We start from the raw sequence: 25,963 nt of genomic DNA on the forward strand, positions 1-25,963 counted from the left end.
GGCTTAAAAACAAACTGAAAGTTGGGCGTCATCGGCCCGTTCAGATTCATTAAAGGGAACAGATCGCCATGTTATTACCTTGGCTCATTATACTACCCTTCGTCGGTGGCCTGCTGGCCTGGCAGTTCGAACGTTTCGGACCGAAAGCACCGCGCTGGATAGCACTGATCGCGATGGGACTGACGCTGGTCCTGTCACTGCAGCTGTGGCTGCAGGGCGGTTACTCACTGACCCAGGCGACCGGGCTGCCGCAGTGGCAATCCGAATTCTCCGTGCCGTGGATCCCGCGTTTCGGCATTAACTTCCACCTGGCGCTGGACGGCCTGTCGCTGCTGATGGTCGTGCTGACCGGCCTGCTGGGCGTGATGGCGATCCTCTGTTCGTGGAACGAGATTGAGAAGTGGCACGGTTTCTTCCACCTCAACCTGCTGTGGATCCTCGGCGGCGTGATCGGTGTGTTCCTCGCCATCGACATGTTCCTGTTCTTCTTCTTCTGGGAGATGATGCTGGTGCCGATGTACTTCCTGATCGCGCTGTGGGGCCACAAGGCTTCCGACGGCAAGACGCGAATTACCGCCGCCACCAAGTTCTTTATCTACACCCAGGCCAGTGGCCTGATCATGCTGATCGCCATTCTGGCGCTGGTGTTTGTGCACTACAGCGCTACCAATGTCTGGACGTTCAACTACGAGCTGCTGCTGAAGACGCCAATGTCGCACGGCGTGGAATACCTGCTGATGCTCGGCTTCTTTATCGCCTTCGCGGTAAAAATGCCGGTGGTGCCGCTGCACGGCTGGCTGCCGGACGCGCACAGCCAGGCACCGACCGCCGGTTCCGTTGACCTGGCCGGGATCCTGCTGAAAACCGCCGCCTACGGCCTGCTGCGCTTTGCACTGCCGCTGTTCCCGAACGCGTCGGCCGAGTTCGCACCGATTGCCATGTGGCTCGGTATCATTGGCATCTTCTACGGTGCGTGGATGGCGTTCTCTCAGTACGATATCAAACGTCTGATCGCCTACACCTCGATCTCGCATATGGGCTTCGTGCTGATTGCTATCTACACCGGCAGCCAGCTGGCCTTCCAGGGTGCAGTGGTGCAGATGATCGCCCACGGCCTGTCGGCGGCGGCGCTGTTTATCCTCTGCGGCCAGCTGTATGAGCGCCTGCACACCCGTGATATGCGCCAGATGGGCGGCCTGTGGTCTCGCATCAAATGGCTGCCGGGTCTGTCACTGTTCTTCGCGGTGGCCAACCTCGGCATGCCGGGCACCGGTAACTTTGTCGGTGAGTTTATGATCCTGACCGGCAGCTTCCAGAGCGCACCGGTGATTATCGTTATTGCCACCTTCGGTCTGGTGTTTGCCTCGGTTTACTCACTGATCATGATGCAGCGCGCTTACTACGGTGCGCCTAAGTCAGATACGCCACTGCGCAGCATGTCGCCACGTGAGTTTCTGATGATTATGGTCCTGGTGGTTCTGCTGGTGCTGGTGGGGGTTTACCCGCAGCCGATTCTGGACACCTCCCACGCTGCGATGAGTAATATCCAGCAGTGGTTTACCGCTTCAATTTCAACTACAAGGCCGTAATTCGCCATGACAATAACTCCTCAACACTTGATCGCGCTTCTACCGCTGCTGATCGTCGGATTGACGGTGGTAGTTGTGATGCTGTCCATTGCGTGGCGACGCAACCACTTCGTCAATGCGACGCTGGCGGTGATTGGTCTTAACCTGGCGCTGTTCTCACTGTACTTTGTCGGCCAGGCAGGGCCAATGGACGTCACCCCGCTGCTGCGGGTGGACAGCTACTCGATGCTCTACACCGGGCTGGTGATCCTCGCCAGCCTGGCGACCTGCACCTTCGCCTATCCGTGGCTGAGCACCTACCCGGATAACAAAGAAGAGTTCTACCTGCTGGTGCTGATTGCCGCGCTGGGCGGCGTGGTGCTGGCCAGCGCCAACCACCTGGCGGCGCTGTTTATCGGTATTGAGCTGCTGTCGCTGCCGCTGTTCGGTCTGGTGGGCTACGCCTTCCAGCAGAACCGGTCGCTGGAAGCGGCGATTAAGTACACCATCCTGTCTGCCGCAGCGTCGTCCTTCCTGCTGTTCGGTATGGCGCTGGTGTATGCCAACAGCGGCAACCTGGGCTTCGTCGCGCTCGGTGAGAGCCTTAACGACAGCCTGGTCCAGCAGCCGCTGCTGCTGGCCGGTATTGGCCTGATGATCGTCGGCTTCGGCTTTAAGCTGTCGCTGGTTCCGTTCCACCTGTGGACGCCGGACGTGTATCAGGGTGCTCCGGCACCGGTTACCGCCTTCCTGGCCACCGCCAGCAAAATTGCCATCTTCGGCGTGCTGATGCGTCTGTTTATCAACGCGCCGGCCGTCGACAGCGAAGGCGTGCGCACCGTGCTGGGTATTATTGCCGTTGCCTCCATGCTGTTCGGTAACCTGATGGCGATTTCGCAGCGTAACATCAAGCGCCTGCTCGGCTACTCGTCGATCGCCCACCTCGGCTATCTGCTGGTGGCGCTGATCGCCGTGCAGTCGCAGGGGCTGTCGCTGGAAGCGGTTGGCGTTTATCTGGCCGGCTACCTGTTCAGCAGCCTCGGCGCGTTCGGCGTGGTGACGCTGATGTCCAGCCCGTATCGCGGTGCGGATGCCGATTCACTCTACTCCTACCGTGGCCTGTTCTGGCATCGCCCGATCCTGGCCTCGGTGATGACCGTGATGATGCTGTCGCTGGCCGGTATCCCGATGACTCTCGGCTTTATCGGTAAGTTCTACGTGATCGCCGTCGGCGTGCAGGCGCACCTGTGGTGGCTGACCGGCGCGCTGGTGCTCGGCAGCGCCATCGGCCTGTACTACTATCTGCGCGTTACCGTCAGCCTGTATCTGGCCGGCCCGGAACTGATGCAGCGCGACACCCCGGCGAACTGGGCCACTACCGCGGGCGGTATCGTGGTGCTGATCTCCGCCGTGCTGGTGCTGCTGCTGGGCGTCTACCCGCAGCCGCTGATTTCGCTGGTGCAGCTGGCGACGCCGTGAGATAAAACGTTCGGATATCGATAACAATCGGGCCCCTGTGGCCCGATTTTTTTTGCGAGGAAACGATGGAAATTGAGTGGCAGGATCTGCACCACGGCGAGCTGACCGCCGCCCGGCTTTACCAGCTGCTGGCGCTGCGTAGCCAGGTGTTTGTGGTTGAACAGCGGTGCGTCTATCAGGATATTGATGGGGCCGATCTGCTGGGGGGCAACCGCCATCTGCTCGGGCTGTATCAAGACCGGCTGCTGGCGTACGCCCGCATTCTCGCGCCACAGGCCGCCGGCGAGCCGGTGAAAATCGGTCGGGTGATCGTCAGCAGCGAGGCGCGCGGCCTGAGCCTCGGCAGCCGGTTAATCAAACATGCGATAGCCTGCTGTGAACGCCACTGGCCGCAGCAGCCGCAGTTTCTTTCGGCGCAGGCGCACCTGCAACGCTTTTACAGCAGCGCGGGTTTTGTAGCGACGGGAGAGGTGTACGACGAGGACGGCATTCCGCACATCGATATGCTGCGCGGATAATAAAACAGGCGGCCGCAGCCGCCTGTCGATCGTTTAACCGGCGGTCATAATCCGGTCATCAACGTATTTGCGTTTGTCCGGCGGAGGCGGCGCGTACTGATACAGCCAGGTTTCGCTCAGCGTATCGTCTTTGGTACGCAGGAACAGGCGCATATCCACCGGGGTGGTGGCGTCGCTGTCCGGATACCAGTCAAACAGGATGCGGAAACCGTCAATCGGTTCGACGTAGAGGATCTCCACCTGTTTAAGGGTGCCGGATGAGATATTAATCACCGGCTCAATCCCCTTCGGCGCGGCAGCTTTCAGGTCACCGCCGACGAAGTCCACCGCAAAGCGGCGCGCCCAGACGTTCGGGTAGTGTTCACCCGGTGCCCAGCCTTCCGGGAAGCCGCCCATGCCGGTGCGGGTGGCGTTCACCCTCGCCAGGCCGCTGCGTACCGGCGGCAGGCCGCTCCAGTAAAGCTTGTAGCTGTAGCTGTGCGCGCTGCCGGCCTTGATCGGCTCGGCCGGCTGCCAGAAGCAGACGATGTTATCCAGCGTTTCACCGGTGGTTGGGATCTCCATCAGCGCCACCGCACCTTTGCCCCACTTGTCCGTCGGCTCCACCCACAGGCTCGGGCGCTTGTTGTACCAGCCAATCACGTCCTGGTAATCCTGGAAATCGTGATTCAGCTGCAACATGCCAAAGCCGCGCGGGTTTTCATCCTGATAGGCGTTGAAGGTCAGGCGCTGCGGATTGTTGAGCGGGCGGCAGATCCACTCGCCGCTGCCGGTCCACATCGCCAGGCGATCGGAGTCGTGGATCTGCGGGTGAATGGTGTCGCACATGCGGCGTTCGTTATTGCCACAGCTGAACATGGTGGTCATCGGCGCGATACCCAGTTGCTCGATATCCTTACGCGCGTAGATGTGTTTTTCCACCTCCATCACCACGCGTTTCTCTTCGCAGTGAATGATGAACTTGTAGGCACCGGTGCAGCTGGCACCGTCCAGCAGGGTGTAAACGGTAAAGGTGGTGTCTTCCGCCTTTGGCGTTTCAAACCAGAAGGCGGTGAAGTCCGGGAACTCCTCCTTGCCGTTAGTGAAAGTATTGACGGCCACGCCGCGCGCGGAGAGACCGTACTGAAAGGTTTCATCCACGGCGCGGAAGTAGCTGGCGCCGAGGAACGAGACGATGTCGCGTTTAGCCAGTTCCGGTTTTTTAAAGGCGCGGAAGCCGGCAAAGCCAAGGTCGGTTTTTCCCTCCAGCTGTTTGGTATCCACGTGAGCGTTGTTGTAGTTAAACAGCTCCGGGCGGAAGTGGATTTCTCGGGCCTGCCGGTCGCCATCTACCGAGAACATGCGGATACGGCGCTTAAAGCCCATGCCGACGTGGAAGAACTGAACGTCAAGCTGTCGGTTATCCAGGCCGTTCCACAGCGAGTGGCCGGCGTCGTACTGGATTTCGTTATAGGCCTGCGGGGTCAGGGTCGCCAGCGTGTCCGGCAGCGGGGCCGGTGCGCCGCTCCAGGCATGTTTCGCCTGGTCTGCGGCCAGCTTTTTCAGCACGTCGAAATCAAAACGCACCGCGGTGCCGTCGGCAATATCGCTCTCTGCCCAGGCGGCCTGGGAGAACAGGGTGGATAAGCCGGACATCCCGCTCAGGGTTGCGAATGCCATTGACGCTTTCATAAACATTCTACGATTCATGCCGGAAAATATTTCCTCAGGTGAACGAGTTTGTAGTGACTGTCGTGCATGTAAAATACACATTCGCATAACCGGAAGGCTTCCGGGTACAGGGAGTTACGACAGCTTGCTCAGGGTTTGATTCAGTTCACGCAGAATTTATCAGATAAATCCTGTAACCGCAGTGATTTCATCGGCGAAAAACGGTCTATAGTTAATGTGAATGCGACAATTAATTCGACCACGGAGGATGAAAGATGTCTGTATCAAATGAACCTAATGACAATCGCCTGGATGATGACCTGGCGCTGCTGACCAAAACGCTGGAAGAGGTGCTGAAATCGTCGGGCGATCCGGCCGATCAGAAGTACGTTGAGCTGAAGGCCAAAGCCGAAAAGTCGCTGGATGAAGTAAAAACGCGCATCAGTAACGCGTCGGACAGCTACTACTACCGCGCCCGCCAGGCGGTATCCCGCGCCGACGAGTACGTGCATGACAAACCCTGGCAGGGGATTGGCGTTGGTGCCACCGTTGGGCTGGTCGTTGGCCTGCTGCTGGCACGCCGCTAAGCTGCACAAACTGCGCCCTGCGGGGCGCCGTTATTCTGCCCCCGATCTGTTCCGCTTCCCCCTTCTTAAGCAGTTGCCTGCTGATGACCCACAGACTCCAGACCGCCAAAGCGCTGATAAAATGCCGCGCACGGTTGTGGCAACTCGCCAATTCGACTTTCTGCCAGCTGACTGACCCGCCGCGTAGCCGGTAATGCAAGACGCCGGTAAAGATTGATGCACAGATGGCGTGCCGTATGCCCCGGCCACTGCGGCGGAAGCAGTGCGTCAGGCAGCTGTGGATCGCGCAGCACCACCCGGCGCCAGGCATGGATCAGCAACAGGCACAGCTCAAAAGCCTGTTGTTCACTGACCGGCTGCTGTGGATCGCGCAGCATCAGCATCAGCGGGCGCCACGCGTCAATAAACTGCTGGTAGTGCGCTGCCATCTCATCCAGCGCCCAGTTGTTCGCCACCTGACGCTTCAGACAACCGGCAGAACGTTCACCGGCAGACTGTGCGCGGAACCAGATGGTGTTCTCGCCCCCGGGGAGTTCGCTGAGCAGGGCGGTGACGTCGCGGCGGATGTCTGCCGGGGCGGCCAGCAGCGTTGTACTCAGCTGCCCAAAGCCGAGCCAGCCCAGAGACTGCCGAAGGCGGGCGCGTACGGTTTTTTCCACCCCTTCCAGCAGCAGCAGATCCCACTCGCCGTTCCATAAAGCGGGTTCGCCCTGATAGATCTTGCTTTCCGCGTGGCGGAACTGTTGCAGGCCGTGTTCAGAAAGTCGGTAATAGCTGCGGCGTCCGGCTTTTTCCGCCTCCAGCCAGCCCTCCTTCTGCAGTCGAAAAACGGCGGTGCGCACCCAGCGGTCACTGAAGCCCAGTGGCGCCAGCAGCGCGCTCAGCGAACCCAGCCACACCTCGCCGCCACGCTGACTCAGCGCATCACCGTACAGAGAGATAATTAGCGAAGTACCGCTCAGCGGCTGTACGGCCAGCGAGTGGCGAATAAAACTATCGAGTTTATCAGGCATCAGTGCCCCGTTGCGGACGGAAACAACCTTTACCTTAGCATATTCAATGCGGTACAGCGTCCTGTGTTCCTCTGCTATCGACAACCCGTACCGCTTTTCCCTCGGAACGCGGCAACGTACCCGGTTCAACCACGCTGACCTGCGCGCTGATGCCAATCAGCGATTTAATATGGTGCTGCAGCTGCTTCGCGGTTTCATCACTGCGGCTGGCATCCAGCGTCGTCTTTCTCTCCACCCGCAGCGCCAGGTGGTCAAGATTGCCGCTGCGGCTCACTTCCAGCAGATAATGGGAGGAGAGGCCAGGGCAGCGCATAATCTGCTCTTCAAGCTGGGAGGGAAAAATGTTGATACCCCGCACGATTAGCATATCGTCCGAGCGGCCGCTGATAGCGGCCATGCGCCGCATCGGCCTCCTGCCGCCGGGCAACAGAGAACTCATATCGTGGCTGCGATAGCGGATCACCGGCATTGCTTCCTTGCTCAGGCTGGTAAAAACCAGCTCACCGCGTATTCCGGCAGGCAGCAGTTCCAGCGTCAGAGGATCGATGACTTCAGGATAGAAATGATCTTCCCAGATGGTGGAGCCGGCATCCGGGCCATCGCACTCAATCGCCACCCCCGGCCCCATCACTTCGGAGAGGCCATAGATATTACAGGCTGTGATCCCCAGCCGGCTCTCGATCTCACCGCGCAGTGCGGCGCTCCATGGCTCGGCGCCAAGCACCCCCAGCCGTAGCGAGCAGCCGCGCGCATCACCCCCCATGCGCCGCTCCAGCTCATCGGTCAGCGCCAGACAGTAAGACGGGGTCGCCATTATTACGTCCGGCTGCAGGTCGAGGATCAACTGCGCCTGCTTTTCAGTCTGTCCGGTGGAAGCCGGGATCACCGTGGCACCGAGTTTTTCCGCACCGTAGTGCGCCCCCATCCCCCCGGTGAACAGGCCGTAGCCATAAGCAATATGGACCTTATCACGTGTGGTTACTCCCACCGAACGCAGGCAGCGAGCCACCAGCCCGGACCAGCGCGCCAGGTCGGCGGCGGTATAACCCACCACCGTCGGTTTTCCGGTGGTGCCGGAAGAGGCGTGCAGGCGCACAATCTGCTCGGAGGGGACGGCAAAGGTGGCAAAAGGATAGTTGTCGCGCAGATCCTGCTTGGAGGTGAAAGGGAACTTAACGATATCGCTCAGCTGCCGTAAATCGCCGGGGTGTACGCCCGCCGCGGTAAACTTTTTCCGGTACATCGGCACGTTTTCCCAGGCGAGATGCAGTGTCCACTTCAGCCTCTCCAGCTGCAGGGCTTCCAGTGCCTCGCGTGAGGCATATTCGATCGGATCAAGGGTTGGAACCAGGCTGCTCATTTTGTCTCTCCCTGATAGATGATGTGATTGCCGTGCTGACCCCGCGCGGCGTGTTGGCTGCTATCTTCCGCTGAAGTGTGCCTGCCGCTTTGTCAGGAAAGCGTTGACGCCTTCGCGGTAATCGTCACTGCGCCCGGCCTGCTGTTGCAGGTCGCGCTCCAGATCCAGCTGCTGACTGAGGGTGTGGGTGGCCGCTGCCTGCAGTGCCCGCTTGGTCATACCCAGCGCGGCGGTTGCCTGCCCGGCCAGACGCTGCGCCAGCTGCATGCAGGCGTTTTCCAGCTGGTCATCCTCCCACACCTGCCAGATCAACCCCCAGTTCAGGGCCTGCTCTGCGCCGATCTTATCGCCCAGCAGGGCCATACCCGCCGCCCGGGCGTAACCCACTTTGCGCGGCAGAAACCAGCTGGCGCCACTGTCCGGCACCAGCCCTACGCGGCAGAATGAAAACAGAAAGCTGGCCGAACGTGCGGCCAGCGTCAGATCGCAGGCCAGCGCCAGCGAGGCCCCGGCTCCGGCTGCCACGCCGTTAATCGCGCCGACCACCGGCTTTGGCAGCGCGGTCAGCCGTCGGATCAGCGGGTTATAGTGTTTTTCAACCGACAGCCCGAGGTCGGCGGGGTTATCGCCCGGGCGAGTACGGCGGTCGCTGAGATCCTGCCCGGCGCAAAACGCCCGGCCGGCCCCGGTCAGCAGCACGCAGCGCACGGCGTCGTCGGTTTCGGCGCGTTCCAGCGCGGCGGCCAGCGCCAGGTGCATCGCGGGATTAAAACTGTTCAGCCGCTGCGGGCGGTTAAGGGTAAGTTGCAGCACGCCGTGCGTCAGCCGTGCAAGCACCGGCGGCTGATGTTCGCCGGCCTGCTGCCCGCCGTCAGCGCTGGCCTGTGGTGAATTCGGTGTCTCGTTCATCATGGCTCCTAAACGTCAAAGTCCAGCACCACGCCGTCGCCTTTCGGCCATGCCTGGCAGCTGAGGATATAGCCTGCGTTCAGCTGATCCTGTTCGAGGCTGTAGTTGACCTCCATCGTCACGTCGCCGGATTTCAGGCGGCATTTGCAGGTGGCGCAAACCCCGCCCTTACAGGCGAAGGGCAGGTCGATCCCCTGGCGCAGCGCAGCGTCCAGAATGCTGCGGTCCTGCGGCTGCAGGGCAATTTTCTGGCGGCGGCCGTCATGCAGAATTTCCACGTCGCAGCGCTGATCACGGCTGGTGCGGATGGGTAACGGGTGCTGGTGGCCGGCATCAAACTGTTCGCGGTGAATATTCTGTGCGGCGATCCCGGCCTGTCCCAGCGCGCTTTGTGCGTTGTCCATCATCGCCGTCGGGCCGCAGATAAACGCCTGTTGAAAGTGGTTCAGCCCGATCAGGGCATGCAGCTGCGCCAGGTACCCGGCGTCGATATGCCCGCTGAGTAACGGGCTGTCCGAGCTTTCCTGGCTGAACAGCCAGAAGAGTTGCAGCCGCTGCAGAAAGCGATCTTTCAAATCGGCCAGCGTCTTGCGAAACATCGCCGACTGCGTATGGCGGTTGGCGTAAACCAGCGTGAAGCGGCTGTCGGGCTCCTGCTGCAACGTGCTGCTGATAATCGCCAGCAACGGCGTAATGCCTGACCCTGCCGCCAGTGCCAGATAATCACCCTGGTGCCCGGGACGGGGCCGGTAGCCAAACTGCCCCTGTGGCGGCATGACGTCCAGCGTGTCGCCGGGGTGCAGATGCCGGTGCAGATGCTGTGAAAAGCGGCCGCCCGGCACCGCCCTGACGCCAATCTGCAGCCGGTTATCTTCTGGCGCGGAGCTGATGGAGTAACAGCGGCGCAGATCTTCGCCATCAACGCGGGCGCGCAGGGTGAGATGCTGGCCGGGCGTGAAGCGCCAGATCTCCGCCGCGCCCGGAGGGAGGGCAAAGGTAATGGCCACGGCATCGGCCGTTTGTCGTTCAATGGCCTCTACCGTCAGATGATGAAACTGTGACATCGTTTTCCCCTCACAGACACTTGAAGTAATCAAAGGGTTCGCGGCACGCGCAGCAGCGGTACAGCGCTTTACAGGCGGTAGAGCCAAACTCACTGATTTGTTCGGTGTGCAGACTGCCGCAGCGCGGGCAGGCAACAGGGCAGATCGTCGCTGCCGCACAGCGGTGGGGCGGCGCAATGCCAGCCTCCAGCAGCTTGCGGCGGCCAGTCTCACTGATCCAGTCACTGCTCCAGGCCGGATGCAGACTAACCACCACCTCGGCCGACGGATACCCTGCCTGCTGCAGCCGCTGGCGGATGTCGTCCTGCAGGAACCTGGTGGCCGGGCAGCCGGAGTAAGTGGGTGTCAGCACCACCTGCCAGCCAGCCGGAGCTGCATTGACCGCGCGGATCATCCCCAGCTCGGTAATGGATAACAGCGGCAGCTCCGGGTCGGGGATCTGCCGCAGACAGCGCCAGATACCGGCAACAGCAGGATGCTGCAGAGTCATTTGCGTGATCTTCATCGTCCCCCCTTACCAGCGGCAGCCAGGCTGGCTGCGTGGCAGGAACTGCATCTCTGCCAGCAGATAGCCAAAATGTTCGCTGTGCTGCCCCTGTTTACCGCCGTGGCGCCAGGCCGCCTCAGTCGGTGGGGTCAGGGTGGCGGCCTGCAGCACCGGGGCGGTCAGCGTATGCCAGGCCGCCTGCAGTGCGGCCGCATCGGGCGCGATCCCTTGCTGCACCAGGCGCTGCTCGGTTGCATCGCTGAGAAAGGGTTCAGCGGTAAAGCGCCACAGCCCGTTCAGCGCCTGCTGCATTCTGTCATGGCTTTGCAGGGTGCCGTCGCCGAGCCGGATCATCCAGCCGCTGCTGAAACGCAGGTGATAGGTGACCTCCTTCAGCGCCTTGGCTGCTATCGCTGCCAGCGACGCATCACGGCTGAGGCTGAGCTGCCGGTACAGGCAGTGGTGCCACGCATCCAGCAGGAACTGGCGCACCAGCGTGTCGTTGAAACCGCCGTTAGGCTGCTCGGCCAGCAGCAGGTTACTGAACGCGGATTCGTCGCGCTGAAAAGCGAAGCGATCCTCATCCCAGCCCGGCCCGGCCAGTCCGGCGGCATACTGATAGAAATTCCGCGCCTGGCCCAGCAGATCCAGCGCGATGTTGGACAGTGCGAGGTCAATCTCCAGCTCCGGCGCGTGGCCGCACCAGGCGCCCAGCCGCTGGGCGAGGATCAGCGGCGTATCCGCCAGACGCAGCACGTAGTGCAGCAGGTCATCCTGTGGAAGGTTCATCCGGCCTCACATATTTTTGATGCCATCAGGCAGCGGGAAGAAGGTCGGATGGCGATAGATTTTATCGTCAGCCGGGTCAAAGAATGCGCCGCGATCCTCCGGCTGTGAGGCGCAGATTTGCGCGGAAGGCACCACCCATACCGAGCTGCCTTCCCCGCGCCGTGTGTAGGCATCGCGGGCGTTTTCCAGCGCCATCTGCCCGTCGGCGGCGTGCAGGCTGCCGACGTGGCGATGAGCCAGCCCCTGCTGGCTTCGGATAAAAACTTCATACAGCGGCCATTCCTGAGTCATTAGGTGCTCCTGCAGCGTGGGATGGATGTTTTGTAGCGTGGGCCAGTGCAGCTTCGCGCACCCAGCTGCCCGCCTGCCAGGCCAGGTTTTTGGCCGCAAGCCGCTCGTAATTGCAGATGCCGTGGCCGGCGATCACCGCATAAAACGCCTGCCAGTCGATCTCACCAAAACGATAGTGACCGCTGGCCTCATCAAAATGCAGCGCCGAATCGGGGGCGGTCATTCCCAGTGCCTCCAGCTGCGGTACGGTGTTATCAATAAATTTCTGCCGCAGCTCGTCGTTGCTGTGGCGCTTTATTTTCCATGCCAGGCTCTGCGCGCTGTGGGTGGAGTCTTTGTCACTGGGGCCAAACATCATCAGCGCCGGCCACCAGAAGCGATTGATGGCTGCCTGCAGCATGGCGCGCTGCTGCGGCGTGCCGCAGGCCAGCGCCAGACAGGCGTCATAGCCCTGGCGCTGGTGAAAACTCTCCTCCTTGCAGATTTTCACCATCGCCCGTGCGTAGGGGCCATAAGAGGTGCGGCACAGCGCCACCTGATTAACAATGGCCGCGCCATCGACCAGCCAGCCAATGACCCCGATATCGGCCCATTCCGGGGTCGGGTAGTTAAAAATTGACGAGTATTTCATCCGGCCCGCCAGCATCTTCTGATACAGCTCGCTGCGGCTGCAGCCGAGGGTTTCGGCGGCGCTGTAGAGGTAAAGCCCGTGCCCGGCTTCATCCTGCACTTTGGCCAGCAGAATTGTTTTACGGTGCAGGCTGGGCGCGCGGGTGATCCAGTTCGCCTCCGGCAGCATGCCGACCACCTCAGAATGGGCGTGCTGGCCAATCTGGCGGATCAGTGTCTGGCGGTAGGCATCAGGCATCCAGTCGCGGGGTTCGATCGCCCGCTCGTCGGCGATGGCGGCGTCAAATCGCCTCTGCAGGTCGGCGTTATCCATCGTGCTCTCCATTTAATTTGATTCACTATTCGGTGTTAAATGAAAAAATAAGTATCATTTATCCACTCTACGAGCAGCGCCTTCCCTGATCCACACAGGAAATGTGGTTTTAAGATCGCGCTTCACAAATATTTTTAAAAAACGAGATTTAACAGTGATTTAATTTTTTTAAATGACAAGTGCATTAAAAATGCGTTTTCCATTTTTAGCAAAAACAGCGCTGGTTAGATTTTGCTGTAATGTGATACACCATAAAAATGATAAGTATCATTAAATGGTATTGGTGGAGGAAGAATGGAAAATGTGACCAGTTATTTGTGTGGCATCTGGGCGTTCGGTAAAGGCAACGCCCGCCGGTTTAACCATCCATTAAGCGGTGAAGCCGATTATCAACTGTGCAGCGCGGGGCTGCCCCTGGTGGAAAGCCTGGCTTACGGGCGTTTGCACGGTGGCCAGGCGCTGGTAGCGATGACTTTTCTGCAGCGTGGGCAGATGCTGAAGGCACTGGCAAAATTTTTGCTGGCCAACAAAGAGCGCCTTTATGCCCTTTCGGCCCGCACCGGGGCCAGCCGCCGCGATGGCTGGGTGGACATTGAGGGCGGCATCGGTACGCTGTTTACCTATGCCAGCCTCGCCGGTCGCGAACTGCCGGAGGACACACTGTGGCTGGAAGACGACGCTATCCCGTTGTCAAAACAGGGGCAGTTTGTTGCCCGGCATCTGCTGAGCAGCCGTCAGGGCGTGGCGCTGCATATCAACGCTTTTAACTTTCCCTGCTGGGGGATGCTGGAGAAACTGGCTCCCTGCTGGCTGGCCGGGATGCCGGCGATCGTCAAGCCTGCCAGTACCTCGGCACCGCTGGCGCAGGGTCTGGTCAGGCTGATTACCGACAGCGGGCTGGTGCCGGAGGGGGCGCTGCAGCTGATCTGCGGTGAGGTGGGGGACCTGCTCAGCCATCTCGATTATCAGGATGTGGTCACGTTTACCGGGTCGGCGCAGACCGGCAGGCAACTGCGGGCTCACCCTGGCCTGCTGGCGAAATCCATTCCGTTCAGTATGGAGACGGATTCGCTGAACTGTTGCATCCTCGGCGATGACGTGACGCCAAAAATGGCTGAATTCTCACTATTTATTGATGAAGTCGTACGCGAAATGACCAGCAAGGCCGGTCAGAAATGTACCGCTGTCCGCCGCATTCTGGTGCCTGAAACGCAGCTGCCAGCGGTACAGCAGGCGCTGTCTGAGGCGCTGGCTGCGGTGGTGGTGGGTGACCCGGCGCTACCCGGGGTCAGCATGGGCGCGCTGGCCAGCCACGCCCAGCGTGAGGCGGTGCAGCAGCAGGTTGACCGGCTGCTGAGTAGTGGCTGCGAGGCGTTGTGTGGCGGTTCGCTGGCGCAACTGGAGCTGAGCGAGGGCAGCAACCCGGCGGGTGCCTTTTACCCGCCCACCCTGCTGCTGTGCCGTGACCCGCTGCACAACGAGGCAGTACACGGTGTGGAGGCGTTCGGCCCGGTGGCCACGCTGATGAGTTACGCCAGCCGTGAACAGGCGATTTCGCTGGCGCTGATGGGCCAGGGCAGCCTGGTGGCGACGCTGGTCACCGCCGATCCGGCGCTGGCGGCACAGACAGTAAGGGCTGTCGCCTGTGCCCACGGCCGCCTGCTGGTACTGGACACGGCGGCAGCGGCAGAGTCCACCGGCCATGGCTCGCCGTTACCGCAACTTGTTCACGGCGGCCCGGGGCGCGCCGGCGGTGGCGAGGAGCTGGGCGGGCTGCGGGCGGTCAAACACTATATGCAGCGCACCGCCGTGCAGGGCAGCCCATTGATGCTGGCGGCGGTGGGCGGCCAGTGGCTGCGCGGCGCGCCGCTGTACACCGACCACCGCCACCCGTTCCGCAAACACTTTGAGGAGCTGCAGCCGGGCGACGGCGTGCTGACCGCCCGGCGCACGATTACCGAAGCTGACATCGTCAACTTTGCCAACCTCAGCGGCGATCGTTTCTATGCCCACACTGACGAAACCGCCGCCGCGCAGTCGCTGTTTGGTGAGCGGGTGGCACACGGCTACTTTGTGGTTGCCGCCGCCGCCGGGCTGTTTGTCGATGCCGGGGTCGGCCCGGTGCTGGCCAACTACGGGCTGGAAGCGCTGCGCTTTACCCATCCGGTTAAAATCGGCGATACCCTGCAGGCGCAGCTGACCTGCCTGAGCAAGAGAAGAAAAGCCCCCAAAACGGACGAACCGCCCTGTGGCGTGGTGGAGTGGGACGTACAGGTCTTTAACCAGCACCAGCAGCACGTCGCGCTTTACCGCATCCTCACTCTGGTGGCGCAGCGGGTACCGTCGGCCTGAGTCGCTTTAATTGCACAGCAGCCATTGTTTTTCTCCTAAGCTGTTCTTAAAGTGAAAAAAACGACCCTACCGGAGAAAACAATGATCAGAGTGGAAATGCTCGCTACGGGTGACGAAGTCCTGCACGGGCAGATCGTCGATACCAATGCCGCCTGGCTGGCTGCGCTGCTGTTTGAGCACGGCCTGCCGATGACCAGCCGCCAGACGGTGGGCGACAGCCTGCCGGAGCTGGTGCAGGTGCTGACTGAACGCAGCAAGGTCGCCGACGTGCTGATCGTCAACGGTGGCCTCGGCCCGACCAGCGACGACCTCAGCGCACTGGCCGCCGCCACGGCGGCAGGCGTTCCACTGCAAATTCACGCCGAATGGCTGGCAAAAATGGAGGCGTTCTTTGCCAGCCGGGGCAAGGTGATGGCACCGAGCAACCGCAAACAGGCTGAAATCCCCCTTGGTGCCGAAATGATCGATAACCCGGTTGGCACCGCCTGTGGCTTTGCGATTGAGCTGAACCGCTGCTGGATCTTCTTCACCCCGGGCGTACCGTCGGAATACAAGGTCATGGTCACCGATCAGATCCTGCCGCGCCTGAAAGCGCGCTTCCAGCTGCCCGAACCGCCGCTGTGCCTGCGCATGACTACCTTTGGCCGCGGCGAAAGCGACCTGGCCTCAGAGATCGAAGCGCTGTCGCTGCCTGACGGACTGGTGATGGGCTACCGCGCATCGATGCCGATCATCGAACTGAAGCTGAACGGCCCGGCGTCAAGACTGGCCGAGATGGAAGCATTCTGGCAACAGGTACGCGAACTGGCCGGCGACAGCGTCATTTTTGAAGGCTTCGAAACGCTGCCGGAACAGCTGGCGCGCCGTCTGCATGAACGCGATTTGCGCCTGAGCGTCAGCGAGCAGTTTACCGCCGGCCTGCTGCAGTGGCAGCTGGCCTCCGGCGGCAGCGAACTGGCCGCAGGTAACATCCTGCCCACCCAGCCGGAAACGCTGGCCGAACTGGCCGCCCGCGCAGAGCAGCTGGCGCTGGAAAGCGGGGCCGAACTGGGGCTGGTGGTCGGCGGCATTCATAACGACCTGCTGGGCTTTGCGCTACACACCCAGCAGGCAACCTATGCGCAGAAAGTGAAGTTCAACGTCAGCCGCTACGCTCTGAAAGCGAGACAGGACATGGTCGCGATGCTGGCGATGAACATGCTGCGCCGCTGGCTGAACGGCCAGACCGTCACCACCGGCCACGGCTGGATCGACGTGGTGGAAACTCTCTAATCGCTAGTTAATCATTGCTCATTGTGCTCATTGCAGTTGTTTTCCATACAGACGACTCAGAACATAAAGCGATGGGAGCCTGTACACGGAGCAAAGCATCACGGGACAGGGATGTCCCGTGCTGAGCCGTCAGGGACGACGTTTTTTGCGTCTTTGCGGAGTGTACAGGCTCCCTGAGCCGAGCACACTGCTCCAACAGGCGCTGCCTTAAGCTTTTAAGCTTTTCCAGCGAGCACAGCCCACCTGGTCCGGAAACGGAATGGCACAAGGTGCCGATCAGAGATCGATCTCAATATCACCCTGCGGCCGACAACAGCAGGGTAAAATCTCCCCCGGCTGCACAAACGCCAGCGGCTTCTCAGCATAGCTCACCTGGCCCTTCAGCAACTGCACGCGACAGGAACCGCAGTAACCTTCACGGCACTGATACTCCACGCAGATCTGCTGTGCTTCAAGCGTTGCCAGCAGGGAAGGGTGCTCACCCTGACACTCCAGCTGCGTACCCGAAGCACGCAGCGTAATCAACGAACGGGACATCGAACGGGCCGCTTACAGCTCGAAATCGCTGAGATCGTCGGTGTTCACTTCCGCATCGATCTGGCCGACCAGATAAGAGCTCACTTCCACTTCCTGCGGTGCCACCTGCACGTTATCCGACACCAGCCAGGAGTTGATCCACGGAATCGGGTTAGAACGGGTCTTAAACGGCAGATCCAGCCCCACCGCATTCATACGGATATTGGTAATGTACTCAATGTACTGCCACAAAATATCTTTGTTCAGGCCGATCATCGAACCGCCGCTGAACAGATACTCCGCCCACTCCTTCTCCTGCTCGGCCGCCAGCACAAACAGGTCATAGCACTCCTGACGGCACTCGGCGGCGATCTCCGCCATCTCCGGATCGTCTTCGCCGCTGCGCAGCAGGTTAAGCATATGCTGGGTGCCGGTCAGATGCAGGGCCTCATCACGGGCGATCAGCTTGATGATCTTGGCGTTACCCTCCATCAGCTCGCGCTCGGCAAACGCGAACGAACAGGCAAAGCTGACGTAGAAGCGGATCGCTTCCAGCGCGTTGACGCTCATCAGGCAGATATAGAGCTGCTTCTTCAGCGCGCGCAGGTTAACGGTAACGGTCTTATCGGCCACCTGATGGGTACCTTCACCCAGCAGATGCCAGTAGCTGGTCATCTCGATCAGATCGTCGTAGTAGCCGGAAATATCTTTGGCGCGCGACAGGATCTGCTCGTTGGTGACGATATCGTCAAACACCAGCGACGGATCGTTAACGATGTTGCGGATGATATGGGTGTAAGAGCGCGAGTGAATGGTCTCAGAGAACGCCCAGGTCTCAATCCAGGTTTCCAGCTCCGGGATTGAAATCAGCGGCAGCAGCGCCACGTTCGGGCTGCGGCCCTGAATCGAATCCAGCAGGGTCTGGTACTTCAGATTGCTGATAAAGATGTGTTTTTCGTGGTCCGGCAGCGCCTGATAGTCGATGCGATCGCGGGAAACATCCACCTCTTCCGGACGCCAGAAGAACGACAGCTGTTTTTCGATCAGCTTTTCAAAAATGTCGTATTTCTGCTGATCGAAACGGGCAACGTTAACCGACTGGCCGAAAAACATCGGCTCTTTCAGCTGGTCATTTTTATTCTGTGAAAACGTGGTGTAAGCCATCAGTAGTTCCAGTGTCTTGATGCCGGAAACGCCGGCCGGTATGAAAAGATAGCGGCCGGGAGAGCCCGGCCGACGGTATCACGTACAGAGACCGGGTTGCCCCGGCCCTGTTCAGCTGTATCAGATTTTGCAGGCGCCGCTTTCGCAGCCGTCATCCTGAATCGATGGCGCCAGATCGTCCTGCGCATCTTCCGCGCCGTCGCGGGTGTTCTGATAGTACAGCGTTTTCACGCCGAACTTATAGGCGGTCAGCAGATCTTTCAGCAGCTGCTTCATCGGCACCTTACCGTTGGCAAAGCGCGTCGGGTCGTAGTTGGTGTTCGAAGAGATCGCCTGATCGATAAATTTCTGCATCAGGCCAACCAGCTGCAGATAGCCGTCGTTGTTCGGCATCTCCCACAGCAGCTCATACTGGTCTTTCAGGCGCTCATACTCCGGCACCACCTGACGCAGAATGCCGTCTTTCGACGCCTTAATGCTGATATGACCGCGCGGCGGCTCGATACCGTTGGTGGCGTTGGAGATCTGCGACGAAGTCTCAGACGGCATCAGCGCCGACAGCGTGGAGTTACGCAGGCCGTGGGTTTTGATTGACTCACGCAGCGCTTCCCAGTCGAGGTGCAGCGGCTCGTCGCTGATCGCATCCAGATCTTTCTTGTAGGTGTCGATCGGCAGAATGCCCTGCGCATACGTGGTTTCGTTGAACCACGGGCAGGCACCCTGTTCGATCGCCAGATCGTTGGAGGCCTTCAGCAGCCAGTACTGGATCGCCTCGAAGGTTTTATGCGTCAGGTTATTGGCGCTGCCGTCGGAGTAACGCACGCCGTTCTTCGCCAGGTAGTAGGCGAAGTTAATCACGCCAATACCTAAAGTACGGCGACCCATGGCACCGCGTTTGGCGGCCGGGATTGGATAATCCTGATAGTCGAGCAGCGCGTCCAGCGCACGCACGGCGAGGGTGGCCAGCTCCTGCAGGTCGTCCAGGCTGTCGATGGCACCGAGGTTAAACGCCGACAGCGTACAGAGGGCGATTTCACCGTTCTCGTCGTTCACGTCCAGCAGCGGTTTAGTCGGCAGCGCAATTTCCAGACACAGGTTCGACTGGCGTACCGGCGCGATGCTTGGATCAAACGGGCTGTGGGTGTTGCAGTGGTCAACGTTCTGAATGTAGATACGACCGGTGGAGGCGCGCTCCTGCATCATCAGCGAGAACAGCTCAACCGCTTTGATACGCTGCTTACGGATGCTGTCGTCTTTTTCGTATTTGGTGTACAGGCGCTCAAACTCCGTCTGGTCGGCGAAGAAGGCGTCGTACAGGCCCGGCACGTCAGACGGGCTGAACAGGGTGATATCTTCGTTTTTCAGCAGGCGCTGATACATCAGCTTATTCAGCTGCACGCCGTAGTCCATATGGCGCACGCGGTTGCCTTCCACGCCACGGTTGTTTTTCAGCACCAGCAGGCTTTCCACTTCCAGATGCCACATCGGGTAGAACAGCGTGGCTGCCCCGCCGCGCACGCCGCCCTGTGAACAGGACTTAACGGCGGTCTGGAAGTGTTTGTAGAACGGGATGCAGCCGGTATGGAAGGCTTCACCGCCGCGGATCGGGCTGCCCAGTGCGCGAATGCGGCCGGCGTTGATGCCGATACCGGCGCGCTGGGAAACGTACTTCACGATCGCACTGGAGGTGGCGTTAATCGAGTCCAGGCTGTCGCCGCACTCGATCAGCACGCAGGAGCTGAACTGGCGGGTCGGGGTACGCACGCCGGACATGATCGGCGTCGGCAGCGAGATTTTAAAGGTGGAGATCGCATCGTAGAAACGCTTAACGTAGCTCATGCGCGTATCGCGCGGGTAGCCGGAGAACAGGCAGGCGGCGACCAGGATGTAGAGGAACTGCGCGCTCTCGTAGATCTCACCGCTGACGCGGTTCTGCGCCAGATATTTGCCTTCCAGCTGCTTGACCGCGGCGTAGGAAAAGTTCATATCGCGCCAGTGGTCAATAAAACCGTCCATCTCGGCGAACTCTTCCACGCTGTAGTCTTCCAGCAGGTGACGGTCATATTTGCCCATATCGACCATGCGTTTCACCTGGTCAATCAGCGCCGGCGGCTCAAACTGGCCGTAGGCTTTTTTACGCAGGTGGAAGATCGCCAGGCGCGCGGCCATGTACTGGTAGTCCGGCGCGTCACGCGAGATCAGGTCGGCGGCAGACTTGATGATGGTTTCATGAATATCAGAGGTGCGGATGCCTTCATAGAACTGAATATGTGAACGCAGTTCAACCTGAGAGACGGAGACGTTTTGCAGCCCTTCGGCAGCCCAGTCGAGCACACGGTGGATTTTGTCGAGATCGATGCGTTCGGTGCGGCCGTCGCGTTTGGTTACAAGCAGACTCTGATTCATGTCGCGTTTTACCTGTCCTTATAGCAAATAATCCCCACGTTTATACACAGCCTGCTCATTGTGAGTAACTCTGTGGATAAACACTATATGTAGGGGTTGGAAGAAGTTGTTGTCACTAGATGGGGCATATTTTAGGGTTTTCCCCATGCTTAACAAGGCTTGATTTTCGCAGGGTTTTGAGGGCGGGTGACGGGGTATTTGGCTAAGTCCGCGTATCTAAAGGCTCCAGGTTGATGTCAATGGGCAGAGAATTATTTTGCACAAAAAGTTCGATCGCGGAATTCTTGCGCATTCTTCGCGAATCGACTAATGGGACGGCAAAAGCCAGCATATCCGTGGGGTGACCGGGCAGGGAGCCAGCAGGGTAAACAGGTTCGCCCTGCTAACCGGCGTCGGCAGGGCGGCGAAATAAACGGGCGGAAGGATCCGCCCGCTGCGGGTTAATCCGCCAGCTCGCGGTGGGTGTGCACCATGTAGTTAACGTCGACGCCGGGGGCCAGCTTAAAGTGGTTAGTCAGCGGGTTGTAGTGCAGGCCGATGATATGGCGCTCGCGCAGCGGCGTTTCATCCACCCAGTTCAGCAGCTCGCCGGGGCGGATAAATTTCTTAATATCGTGGGTGCCGCGCGGCACCATGCGCAGCACGTACTCCGCGCCGATAATCGCCATCAGCCACGCCTTGCTGTTACGGTTAATGGTGGAGAAAAACACCTCGCCGCCGGGCTTTACCAGCCGCGCGCAGGCGTGCACCACCGAACGCGGGTCCGGCACGTGCTCCAGCATCTCCATACAGGTCACCACGTCGTACTGGCCGGCGAACTGCTCCGCGTGCTCTTCGACGGTTTGCTGCACGTAGTCGATGCTGACGCCGCTCTCCAGGGCGTGCAGGCGCGCCACCTGCAGCGGTTCGGCCCCCATATCCAGCCCGGTGACGTTGGCCCCTTCACGCGCCATGCTCTCGGCGAGGATGCCGCCGCCGCAGCCGACGTCGAGGATCTTCTTACCAAACAGCCCACCCGAATGCTGGCCAATCCAGCCGAGGCGCAGCGGGTTGATACGGTGCAGGGGCTTAAATTCCCCCTCCAGATCCCACCAGCGTGAGGCCACTGCCTCAAATTTTGCGATCTCGCTGGCGTCTACGTTGGCGCCAGCCGGGTGTTTTTCCGTCGTCATTCGGTTCTTACTCCTGCCAAAATTTGCTGAAGTATACATCTTTCCACGCGGCGGTGGGCGGCGCAACGCCAGCCACCCGGGCGGGAATGCAATAAAGCGGCCAAACCGCCGCTTTCCGTTCACCACCTGGACGCATTGTGATATACTTTCGCACCTTTGAATCCGGGAATTAACAGTAAGGAAAGCGCCTCCATGAGCGACCTGGCCCGCGAAATTACACCGGTCAATATCGAAGAAGAGTTAAAGAACTCTTATCTGGATTATGCAATGTCGGTCATCGTTGGCCGTGCGTTGCCAGATGTCCGTGATGGTCTGAAGCCGGTACACCGCCGTGTGCTTTACGCCATGAACGTGCTCGGTAATGACTGGAACAAGCCGTATAAAAAATCCGCCCGTGTTGTCGGCGACGTCATCGGTAAATATCACCCGCACGGTGACAGCGCGGTGTATGACACCATCGTGCGTATGGCACAGCCGTTCTCGCTGCGCTATATGCTGGTCGACGGCCAGGGTAACTTCGGTTCCGTGGACGGCGACTCCGCGGCGGCCATGCGTTACACCGAAGTGCGCATGTCAAAAATCGCTCACGAACTGCTGTCGGACCTGGAAAAAGAGACCGTCGACTTTGTGCCAAACTATGATGGCACCGAGCAGATCCCGGAAGTGATGCCGACCAAAATCCCTAACCTGCTGATCAACGGTTCATCCGGTATCGCGGTGGGGATGGCGACCAATATACCGCCGCACAACCTGACCGAAGTGATCAACGGCTGCCTCGCCTATATCGACGATGAGAACATCAGCATCGAAGGGCTGATGGAACACATTCCGGGCCCTGACTTCCCGACCGCCGCGATTATCAACGGCCGCCGCGGAATTGAAGAAGCCTACCGCACCGGCCGCGGCAAGATTTACATCCGCGCCCGTGGCGAAGTGGAAGTGGACGCCAAAACCGGCCGCGAAACCATCGTGGTGCATGAGATCCCGTATCAGGTCAACAAAGCGCGCCTGATCGAGAAAATCGCCGAGCTGGTGAAAGAGAAACGTCTGGAAGGCATCAGCGCCCTGCGCGATGAGTCCGATAAAGACGGCATGCGCATCGTGATCGAAGTGAAGCGCGATGCGGTCGGTGAAGTGGTGCTGAACAACCTCTACTCACTGACCCAGCTGCAGACCTCGTTCGGTATCAACATGGTGGCGCTGCACCAGGGCCAGCCGAAAATCATGCCGCTGAAGGACATTCTGGAAGCCTTTGTCCGCCACCGCCGTGAGGTGATCACCCGCCGTACCATCTTTGAGCTGCGTAAAGCGCGTGACCGTGCGCACATCCTCGAAGCCCTGGCGGTGGCGCTGGCCAACATCGACCCGATTATCGAGCTGATCCGCCGTGCGGCCAGCCCGTCCGAAGCGAAGGCCGGCCTGATCGCGCGTCCGTGGGCGCTGGGCAACGTCTCTGCCATGCTGGAGCGTGCCGGTGATGACGCCGCGCGTCCGGAGTGGCTGGAAGAGCAGTACGGTATCCGCGACGGCCAGTACTACCTGACCGAACAGCAGGCCCAGGCGATCCTCGACCTGCGTCTGCAGAAGCTGACCGGCCTTGAGCACGAGAAGCTGCTGGACGAGTACAAGGATCTGCTGCTGCAGATCGCCGAGCTGCTGCATATCCTTGGCAGCGCCGATCGTCTGATGGAAGTGATCCGCGAAGAGCTGATCCTGATCCGCGACCAGTTTGGCGATGCACGCCGTACTGAAATCACCGCCAATAGCGCGGACATCAACATCGAAGACCTGATCAACCAGGAAGATGTGGTGGTAACCCTGTCGCATCAGGGCTACGTCAAGTACCAGCCGCTGACCGACTACGAGGCCCAGCGCCGTGGTGGTAAAGGCAAGTCGGCCGCGCGTATTAAAGAAGAAGACTTTATTGACCGTCTGCTGGTGGCCAACACCCACGACACCATTCTGTGCTTCTCCAGCCGTGGCCGCCTGTACTGGATGAAGGTTTACCAGCTGCCGGAAGCCAGCCGTGGCGCACGTGGACGTCCGATCGTCAACCTGCTGCCGCTGGAAGCCAACGAGCGTATCACCGCGATCCTGCCGGTGCGCGAGTATGCGGAAGGCTTCAACATCTTTATGGCTACCGCCAGCGGTACCGTGAAGAAAACCGCGCTGACCGAGTTCAGCCGTCCGCGCAGCGCCGGCATTATCGCGGTGAACCTGCGTGACGACGATGAGCTGATCGGCGTGGCGCTGACCAACGGCCAGGACGAGGCGATGCTGTTCTCTGCGGCCGGTAAAGTGGTGCGCTTTGCAGAAACCGCCGTGCGCGCCATGGGCCGTACCGCTTCCGGCGTACGCGGCATCAAGCTGGCCGAAGGCGACAGCGTGGTGTCGCTGATCGTACCGCGTGCCGAGGGGGCAATCCTTACCGTGACGCAAAACGGTTACGGTAAGCGTACCGCCAACAGCGAGTACCCGACCAAGTCGCGTGCGACTCAGGGCGTGATCTCGATTAAAGTCACCGAACGTAACGGGCCGGTGATCGGCGCGGTGCAGGTGGTCGACAGCGATCAGATCATGATGATTACCGACGCCGGTACTCTGGTACGTACCCGCGTTTCCGAAGTCAGCGTGGTGGGCCGTAACACCCAGGGTGTGATCCTGATCCGTACCGCTGAAGACGAGAACGTGGTCGGCCTGCAGCGCGTGGCGGAACCGGTGGAAGAAGAAGAGCTGGACGCCATCGACGGCAGCGTGGCGGAAGGGGATGACGATATCGCCCCGGAAGTGGACGCGGAAGACGATGCGGCCGACGCCGATGACGACGCCGCTGAGGCAGACGACGAGTAATCGTTCACCCTGCGAGCGTTGATAAAAAGCCGGTTCAGCTGAACCGGCTTTTTTATGCCTGTTATTTCCCTCCCGAATGCGTGACGCGCTGCATCAGCGCCCCGACTGCCGCAATCGTCTGGCGGTGGATCAGTTCTCGCTCTGCCGCGGGCGTTTCGCAGATAAAGGCTTCCCCTTCCTCCTCCCCGGCTAAAATCTTCTGCGCCGTCGGCTGGCACAGCGGCAGGAAATCGTAATGCCCGGCGTCTTTCAGCACCGTTACCGGCAGGGGGAGCCGTTCTGCGCCCAGCGTCATATCGCCGGTGGCGCGGATGTAGTAGCCGGCGGCAATCACCCGCAGCGGCACGCTGATGCTCTGCAGGCTGGCCGGGGTGAAGGCGTAGCTCATGCCCGGATCGAGCGCCACCACCCACTTCACCCGCGTATCGCGGTAGCTGGCCGCCAGCCGGGCATTGTCGGTCTGCTCGCGCTGCACGCCGCCGCGCTGGTAAAACTGGCAGTCCGGCATCTGCGGCATCTGCTGACAGTAGCGGGTCAGGCTCTCGCGGGTCACCTGCGCCCCGGCCAGCGCCAGCACGCTGTAGCCGCCTTTAGAGTGGCCGATGGCACCGACGTTGTTGCGGTCGATGTAAGGCCGCCAGGCCGGGGCCTGCAGATAGTGGCTAATCAGCTGGCTGAGATCGCGGATTTGCAGCGTCAGGTCGGTTTGCGGCCGCGAGTCGCCGGTGGTGCTGCCGGGGTGGCTGGCGGCGATGACGATCGCCCCGCGGGCCGCCAGCGGCACCGCCAGCCAGGCGAGGCTGGTATTGTTGCCGCCGCTGCCGTGGCTCAGCACGATCAATGGGAAACGTCCGTCCGCAGGATGAGCATGCTCAATCGCACTGAATCCGCCAAAAACGGCATTCGCCCCCTGCAACGTGGGGACGCCCGCGTCGGCACTGGGGTAGAAAATCCTCACTTTTAACGGGCGGCCATGCTGGCCGTTGCTGACAGTTTCAAGCTGGCTGCCCACACTATAACCGTGGCTGGTGAAGCTGGTAATCAGCAGCAGTAAGACAATTATTACGCGCATTTTTTGGATTCCTTGTGTATAAAGAAGCCTATTATCAGAAGTTTACGGACGCGTGGCGTCCTCGATCGCGATAGAGTCCCATGCTGATACCGGTTAATTTTCTGCTCAGCCTGGTCTGCCTGCTGCTGCTGTTACAACGGCGGGCGACGGGGTGGCCGTGGCGAGCGCTGCTGCTGATTTGCCTGGTTCACACGCTGAACGCCGGGCTGGTGGCGTTGCCGGATGCTAACGGCTGGCCGCGGCTGCTGCCGGTGACCGCCACCGCGCTGCCGCTGCTGTGCCGCGCCGCGCTGGCGCAGGCGATGGGCCGGCGGCCGCGTTACCTTGCTGCTGCCGGGGCGATCCTGACCATGGCGGCGGCGGTGGCGTGGCTGCCGCAGGCGATCGATCCGCTGCTGCCCGCCGTCTGGCTGGGCTGCGCCGCCGCAATGTTGCACCGCCTGCGCGGCGGCAGCGACGCGTTTTATCCGCTCGCGTTCAGCCACAGCGCGTTAACGGTCA

General features: G+C 60.4%; 22 protein-coding genes. 8 read left to right on the forward strand and 14 right to left on the reverse strand.

From position 1 onward, the window contains the following. The first annotated feature begins 68 nt into the window (after positions 1-68). The 3 genes from nuoM (at position 69) to NV64_RS02655 (ending at position 3,565) form a co-directional block, all read left to right on the forward strand. On the forward strand, positions 69-1,589 hold the full coding sequence (gene nuoM / locus NV64_RS02645; protein ID WP_101505251.1) for an NADH-quinone oxidoreductase subunit M: 1,521 nt from the start codon (positions 69-71) through the stop codon (positions 1,587-1,589). Between the two features lie 6 nt (positions 1,590-1,595). Continuing rightward, positions 1,596-3,047, forward strand: coding sequence for an NADH-quinone oxidoreductase subunit NuoN (gene nuoN / locus NV64_RS02650; protein ID WP_056239542.1), 1,452 nt, complete (start codon positions 1,596-1,598; stop codon positions 3,045-3,047). Positions 3,048-3,112: 65 nt separating this feature from the next. After that, complete coding sequence (locus NV64_RS02655; RefSeq protein ID WP_056239545.1) at positions 3,113-3,565, forward strand: GNAT family N-acetyltransferase; 453 nt, start codon at positions 3,113-3,115, stop codon at positions 3,563-3,565. Between the two features lie 33 nt (positions 3,566-3,598). Here the strand turns inward: NV64_RS02655 and NV64_RS02660 are convergent, their stop codons facing one another. Next, entirely contained in the window at positions 3,599-5,254 is a 1,656-nt protein-coding gene (locus NV64_RS02660) for a glucan biosynthesis protein D (protein ID WP_056239548.1), read from the reverse strand. Positions 5,255-5,490: 236 nt separating this feature from the next. Here NV64_RS02660 and elaB point away from each other — a divergent pair, with 236 nt between their 5' ends. Then, entirely contained in the window at positions 5,491-5,802 is a 312-nt protein-coding gene (gene elaB, locus NV64_RS02665; protein ID WP_056239550.1) for a stress response protein ElaB, read from the forward strand. Between the two features lie 65 nt (positions 5,803-5,867). Here elaB and paaX read toward each other — a convergent pair whose 3' ends face one another. The 8 genes from paaX to paaA are packed head-to-tail and all read right to left on the reverse strand — an operon-like array spanning position 5,868 to position 12,658. Further along, the gene (gene paaX / locus NV64_RS02670; protein WP_101505252.1) at positions 5,868-6,815 is read right to left on the reverse strand and encodes a phenylacetic acid degradation operon negative regulatory protein PaaX; all 948 of its coding nucleotides are present in this window, start codon (positions 6,813-6,815) and stop codon (positions 5,868-5,870) included. 43 nt (positions 6,816-6,858) lie between these two features. Then, entirely contained in the window at positions 6,859-8,175 is a 1,317-nt protein-coding gene (locus tag NV64_RS02675) for an AMP-binding protein (RefSeq protein ID WP_101505253.1), read from the reverse strand. A gap of 60 nt (positions 8,176-8,235) precedes the next feature. Next, entirely contained in the window at positions 8,236-9,084 is an 849-nt protein-coding gene (gene paaG, locus NV64_RS02680) for a 2-(1,2-epoxy-1,2-dihydrophenyl)acetyl-CoA isomerase PaaG (RefSeq protein WP_082502384.1), read from the reverse strand. Positions 9,085-9,092: 8 nt separating this feature from the next. Beyond that, on the reverse strand, positions 9,093-10,148 hold the full coding sequence (gene paaE / locus NV64_RS02685; protein ID WP_101505254.1) for a 1,2-phenylacetyl-CoA epoxidase subunit PaaE: 1,056 nt from the start codon (positions 10,146-10,148) through the stop codon (positions 9,093-9,095). Positions 10,149-10,158: 10 nt separating this feature from the next. Beyond that, positions 10,159-10,653, reverse strand: coding sequence for a 1,2-phenylacetyl-CoA epoxidase subunit PaaD (gene paaD, locus NV64_RS02690; protein ID WP_056239560.1), 495 nt, complete (start codon positions 10,651-10,653; stop codon positions 10,159-10,161). Positions 10,654-10,662: 9 nt separating this feature from the next. Further along, entirely contained in the window at positions 10,663-11,424 is a 762-nt protein-coding gene (gene paaC, locus NV64_RS02695) for a 1,2-phenylacetyl-CoA epoxidase subunit PaaC (RefSeq protein ID WP_101505255.1), read from the reverse strand. Positions 11,425-11,430: 6 nt separating this feature from the next. Then, complete coding sequence (gene paaB, locus NV64_RS02700; protein ID WP_056239566.1) at positions 11,431-11,715, reverse strand: 1,2-phenylacetyl-CoA epoxidase subunit PaaB; 285 nt, start codon at positions 11,713-11,715, stop codon at positions 11,431-11,433. Further along, positions 11,690-12,658, reverse strand: coding sequence for a 1,2-phenylacetyl-CoA epoxidase subunit PaaA (gene paaA, locus NV64_RS02705; RefSeq protein WP_056239568.1), 969 nt, complete (start codon positions 12,656-12,658; stop codon positions 11,690-11,692). Before paaA ends, paaB begins: the two co-directional genes overlap by 26 nt. Before the next feature lie 294 nt (positions 12,659-12,952). Between paaA and paaZ the strand changes: the two genes are divergently transcribed. Continuing rightward, a complete protein-coding gene (gene paaZ / locus NV64_RS02710; protein WP_101505256.1) occupies positions 12,953-15,010 on the forward strand; it encodes a phenylacetic acid degradation bifunctional protein PaaZ in 2,058 nt (685 codons plus the stop codon). 81 nt (positions 15,011-15,091) lie between these two features. Further along, the gene (locus NV64_RS02715; RefSeq protein ID WP_101505257.1) at positions 15,092-16,282 is read left to right on the forward strand and encodes a nicotinamide mononucleotide deamidase-related protein YfaY; all 1,191 of its coding nucleotides are present in this window, start codon (positions 15,092-15,094) and stop codon (positions 16,280-16,282) included. 276 nt (positions 16,283-16,558) lie between these two features. Here NV64_RS02715 and yfaE read toward each other — a convergent pair whose 3' ends face one another. The 4 genes from yfaE to ubiG all read right to left on the reverse strand — a co-directional run bounded on the left by yfaE (position 16,559) and on the right by ubiG (position 21,540). Next, entirely contained in the window at positions 16,559-16,819 is a 261-nt protein-coding gene (gene yfaE, locus NV64_RS02720; protein ID WP_056239579.1) for a class I ribonucleotide reductase maintenance protein YfaE, read from the reverse strand. A gap of 12 nt (positions 16,820-16,831) precedes the next feature. Then, positions 16,832-17,962, reverse strand: a complete 1,131-nt coding sequence (nrdB, locus tag NV64_RS02725) for a class Ia ribonucleoside-diphosphate reductase subunit beta (protein WP_101505258.1) — start codon at positions 17,960-17,962, stop codon at positions 16,832-16,834. 120 nt (positions 17,963-18,082) lie between these two features. After that, on the reverse strand, positions 18,083-20,368 hold the full coding sequence (gene nrdA, locus NV64_RS02730; RefSeq protein ID WP_101505259.1) for a class 1a ribonucleoside-diphosphate reductase subunit alpha: 2,286 nt from the start codon (positions 20,366-20,368) through the stop codon (positions 18,083-18,085). A 440-nt stretch (positions 20,369-20,808) separates the two neighbouring features. Continuing rightward, the gene (gene ubiG, locus NV64_RS02735; protein WP_056239587.1) at positions 20,809-21,540 is read right to left on the reverse strand and encodes a bifunctional 2-polyprenyl-6-hydroxyphenol methylase/3-demethylubiquinol 3-O-methyltransferase UbiG; all 732 of its coding nucleotides are present in this window, start codon (positions 21,538-21,540) and stop codon (positions 20,809-20,811) included. Positions 21,541-21,732: 192 nt separating this feature from the next. Here ubiG and gyrA point away from each other — a divergent pair, with 192 nt between their 5' ends. Continuing rightward, positions 21,733-24,390, forward strand: a complete 2,658-nt coding sequence (gene gyrA / locus NV64_RS02740) for a DNA topoisomerase (ATP-hydrolyzing) subunit A (protein WP_101505260.1) — start codon at positions 21,733-21,735, stop codon at positions 24,388-24,390. A gap of 61 nt (positions 24,391-24,451) precedes the next feature. Here the strand turns inward: gyrA and NV64_RS02745 are convergent, their stop codons facing one another. Beyond that, positions 24,452-25,462: an alpha/beta fold hydrolase gene (locus tag NV64_RS02745; protein WP_101505261.1), complete on the reverse strand. Its 1,011-nt coding sequence runs from the start codon at positions 25,460-25,462 to the stop codon at positions 24,452-24,454. 80 nt (positions 25,463-25,542) lie between these two features. Between NV64_RS02745 and NV64_RS23635 the strand changes: the two genes are divergently transcribed. Continuing rightward, on the forward strand, positions 25,543-25,963 hold a 421-nt coding region (locus NV64_RS23635), incomplete at its 3' end, for a hypothetical protein (RefSeq protein WP_369878850.1).

Origin of the sequence: Erwinia sp. B116 (assembly GCF_002865965.1) — a bacterium.
GTDB lineage: Bacteria > Pseudomonadota > Gammaproteobacteria > Enterobacterales > Enterobacteriaceae > Erwinia.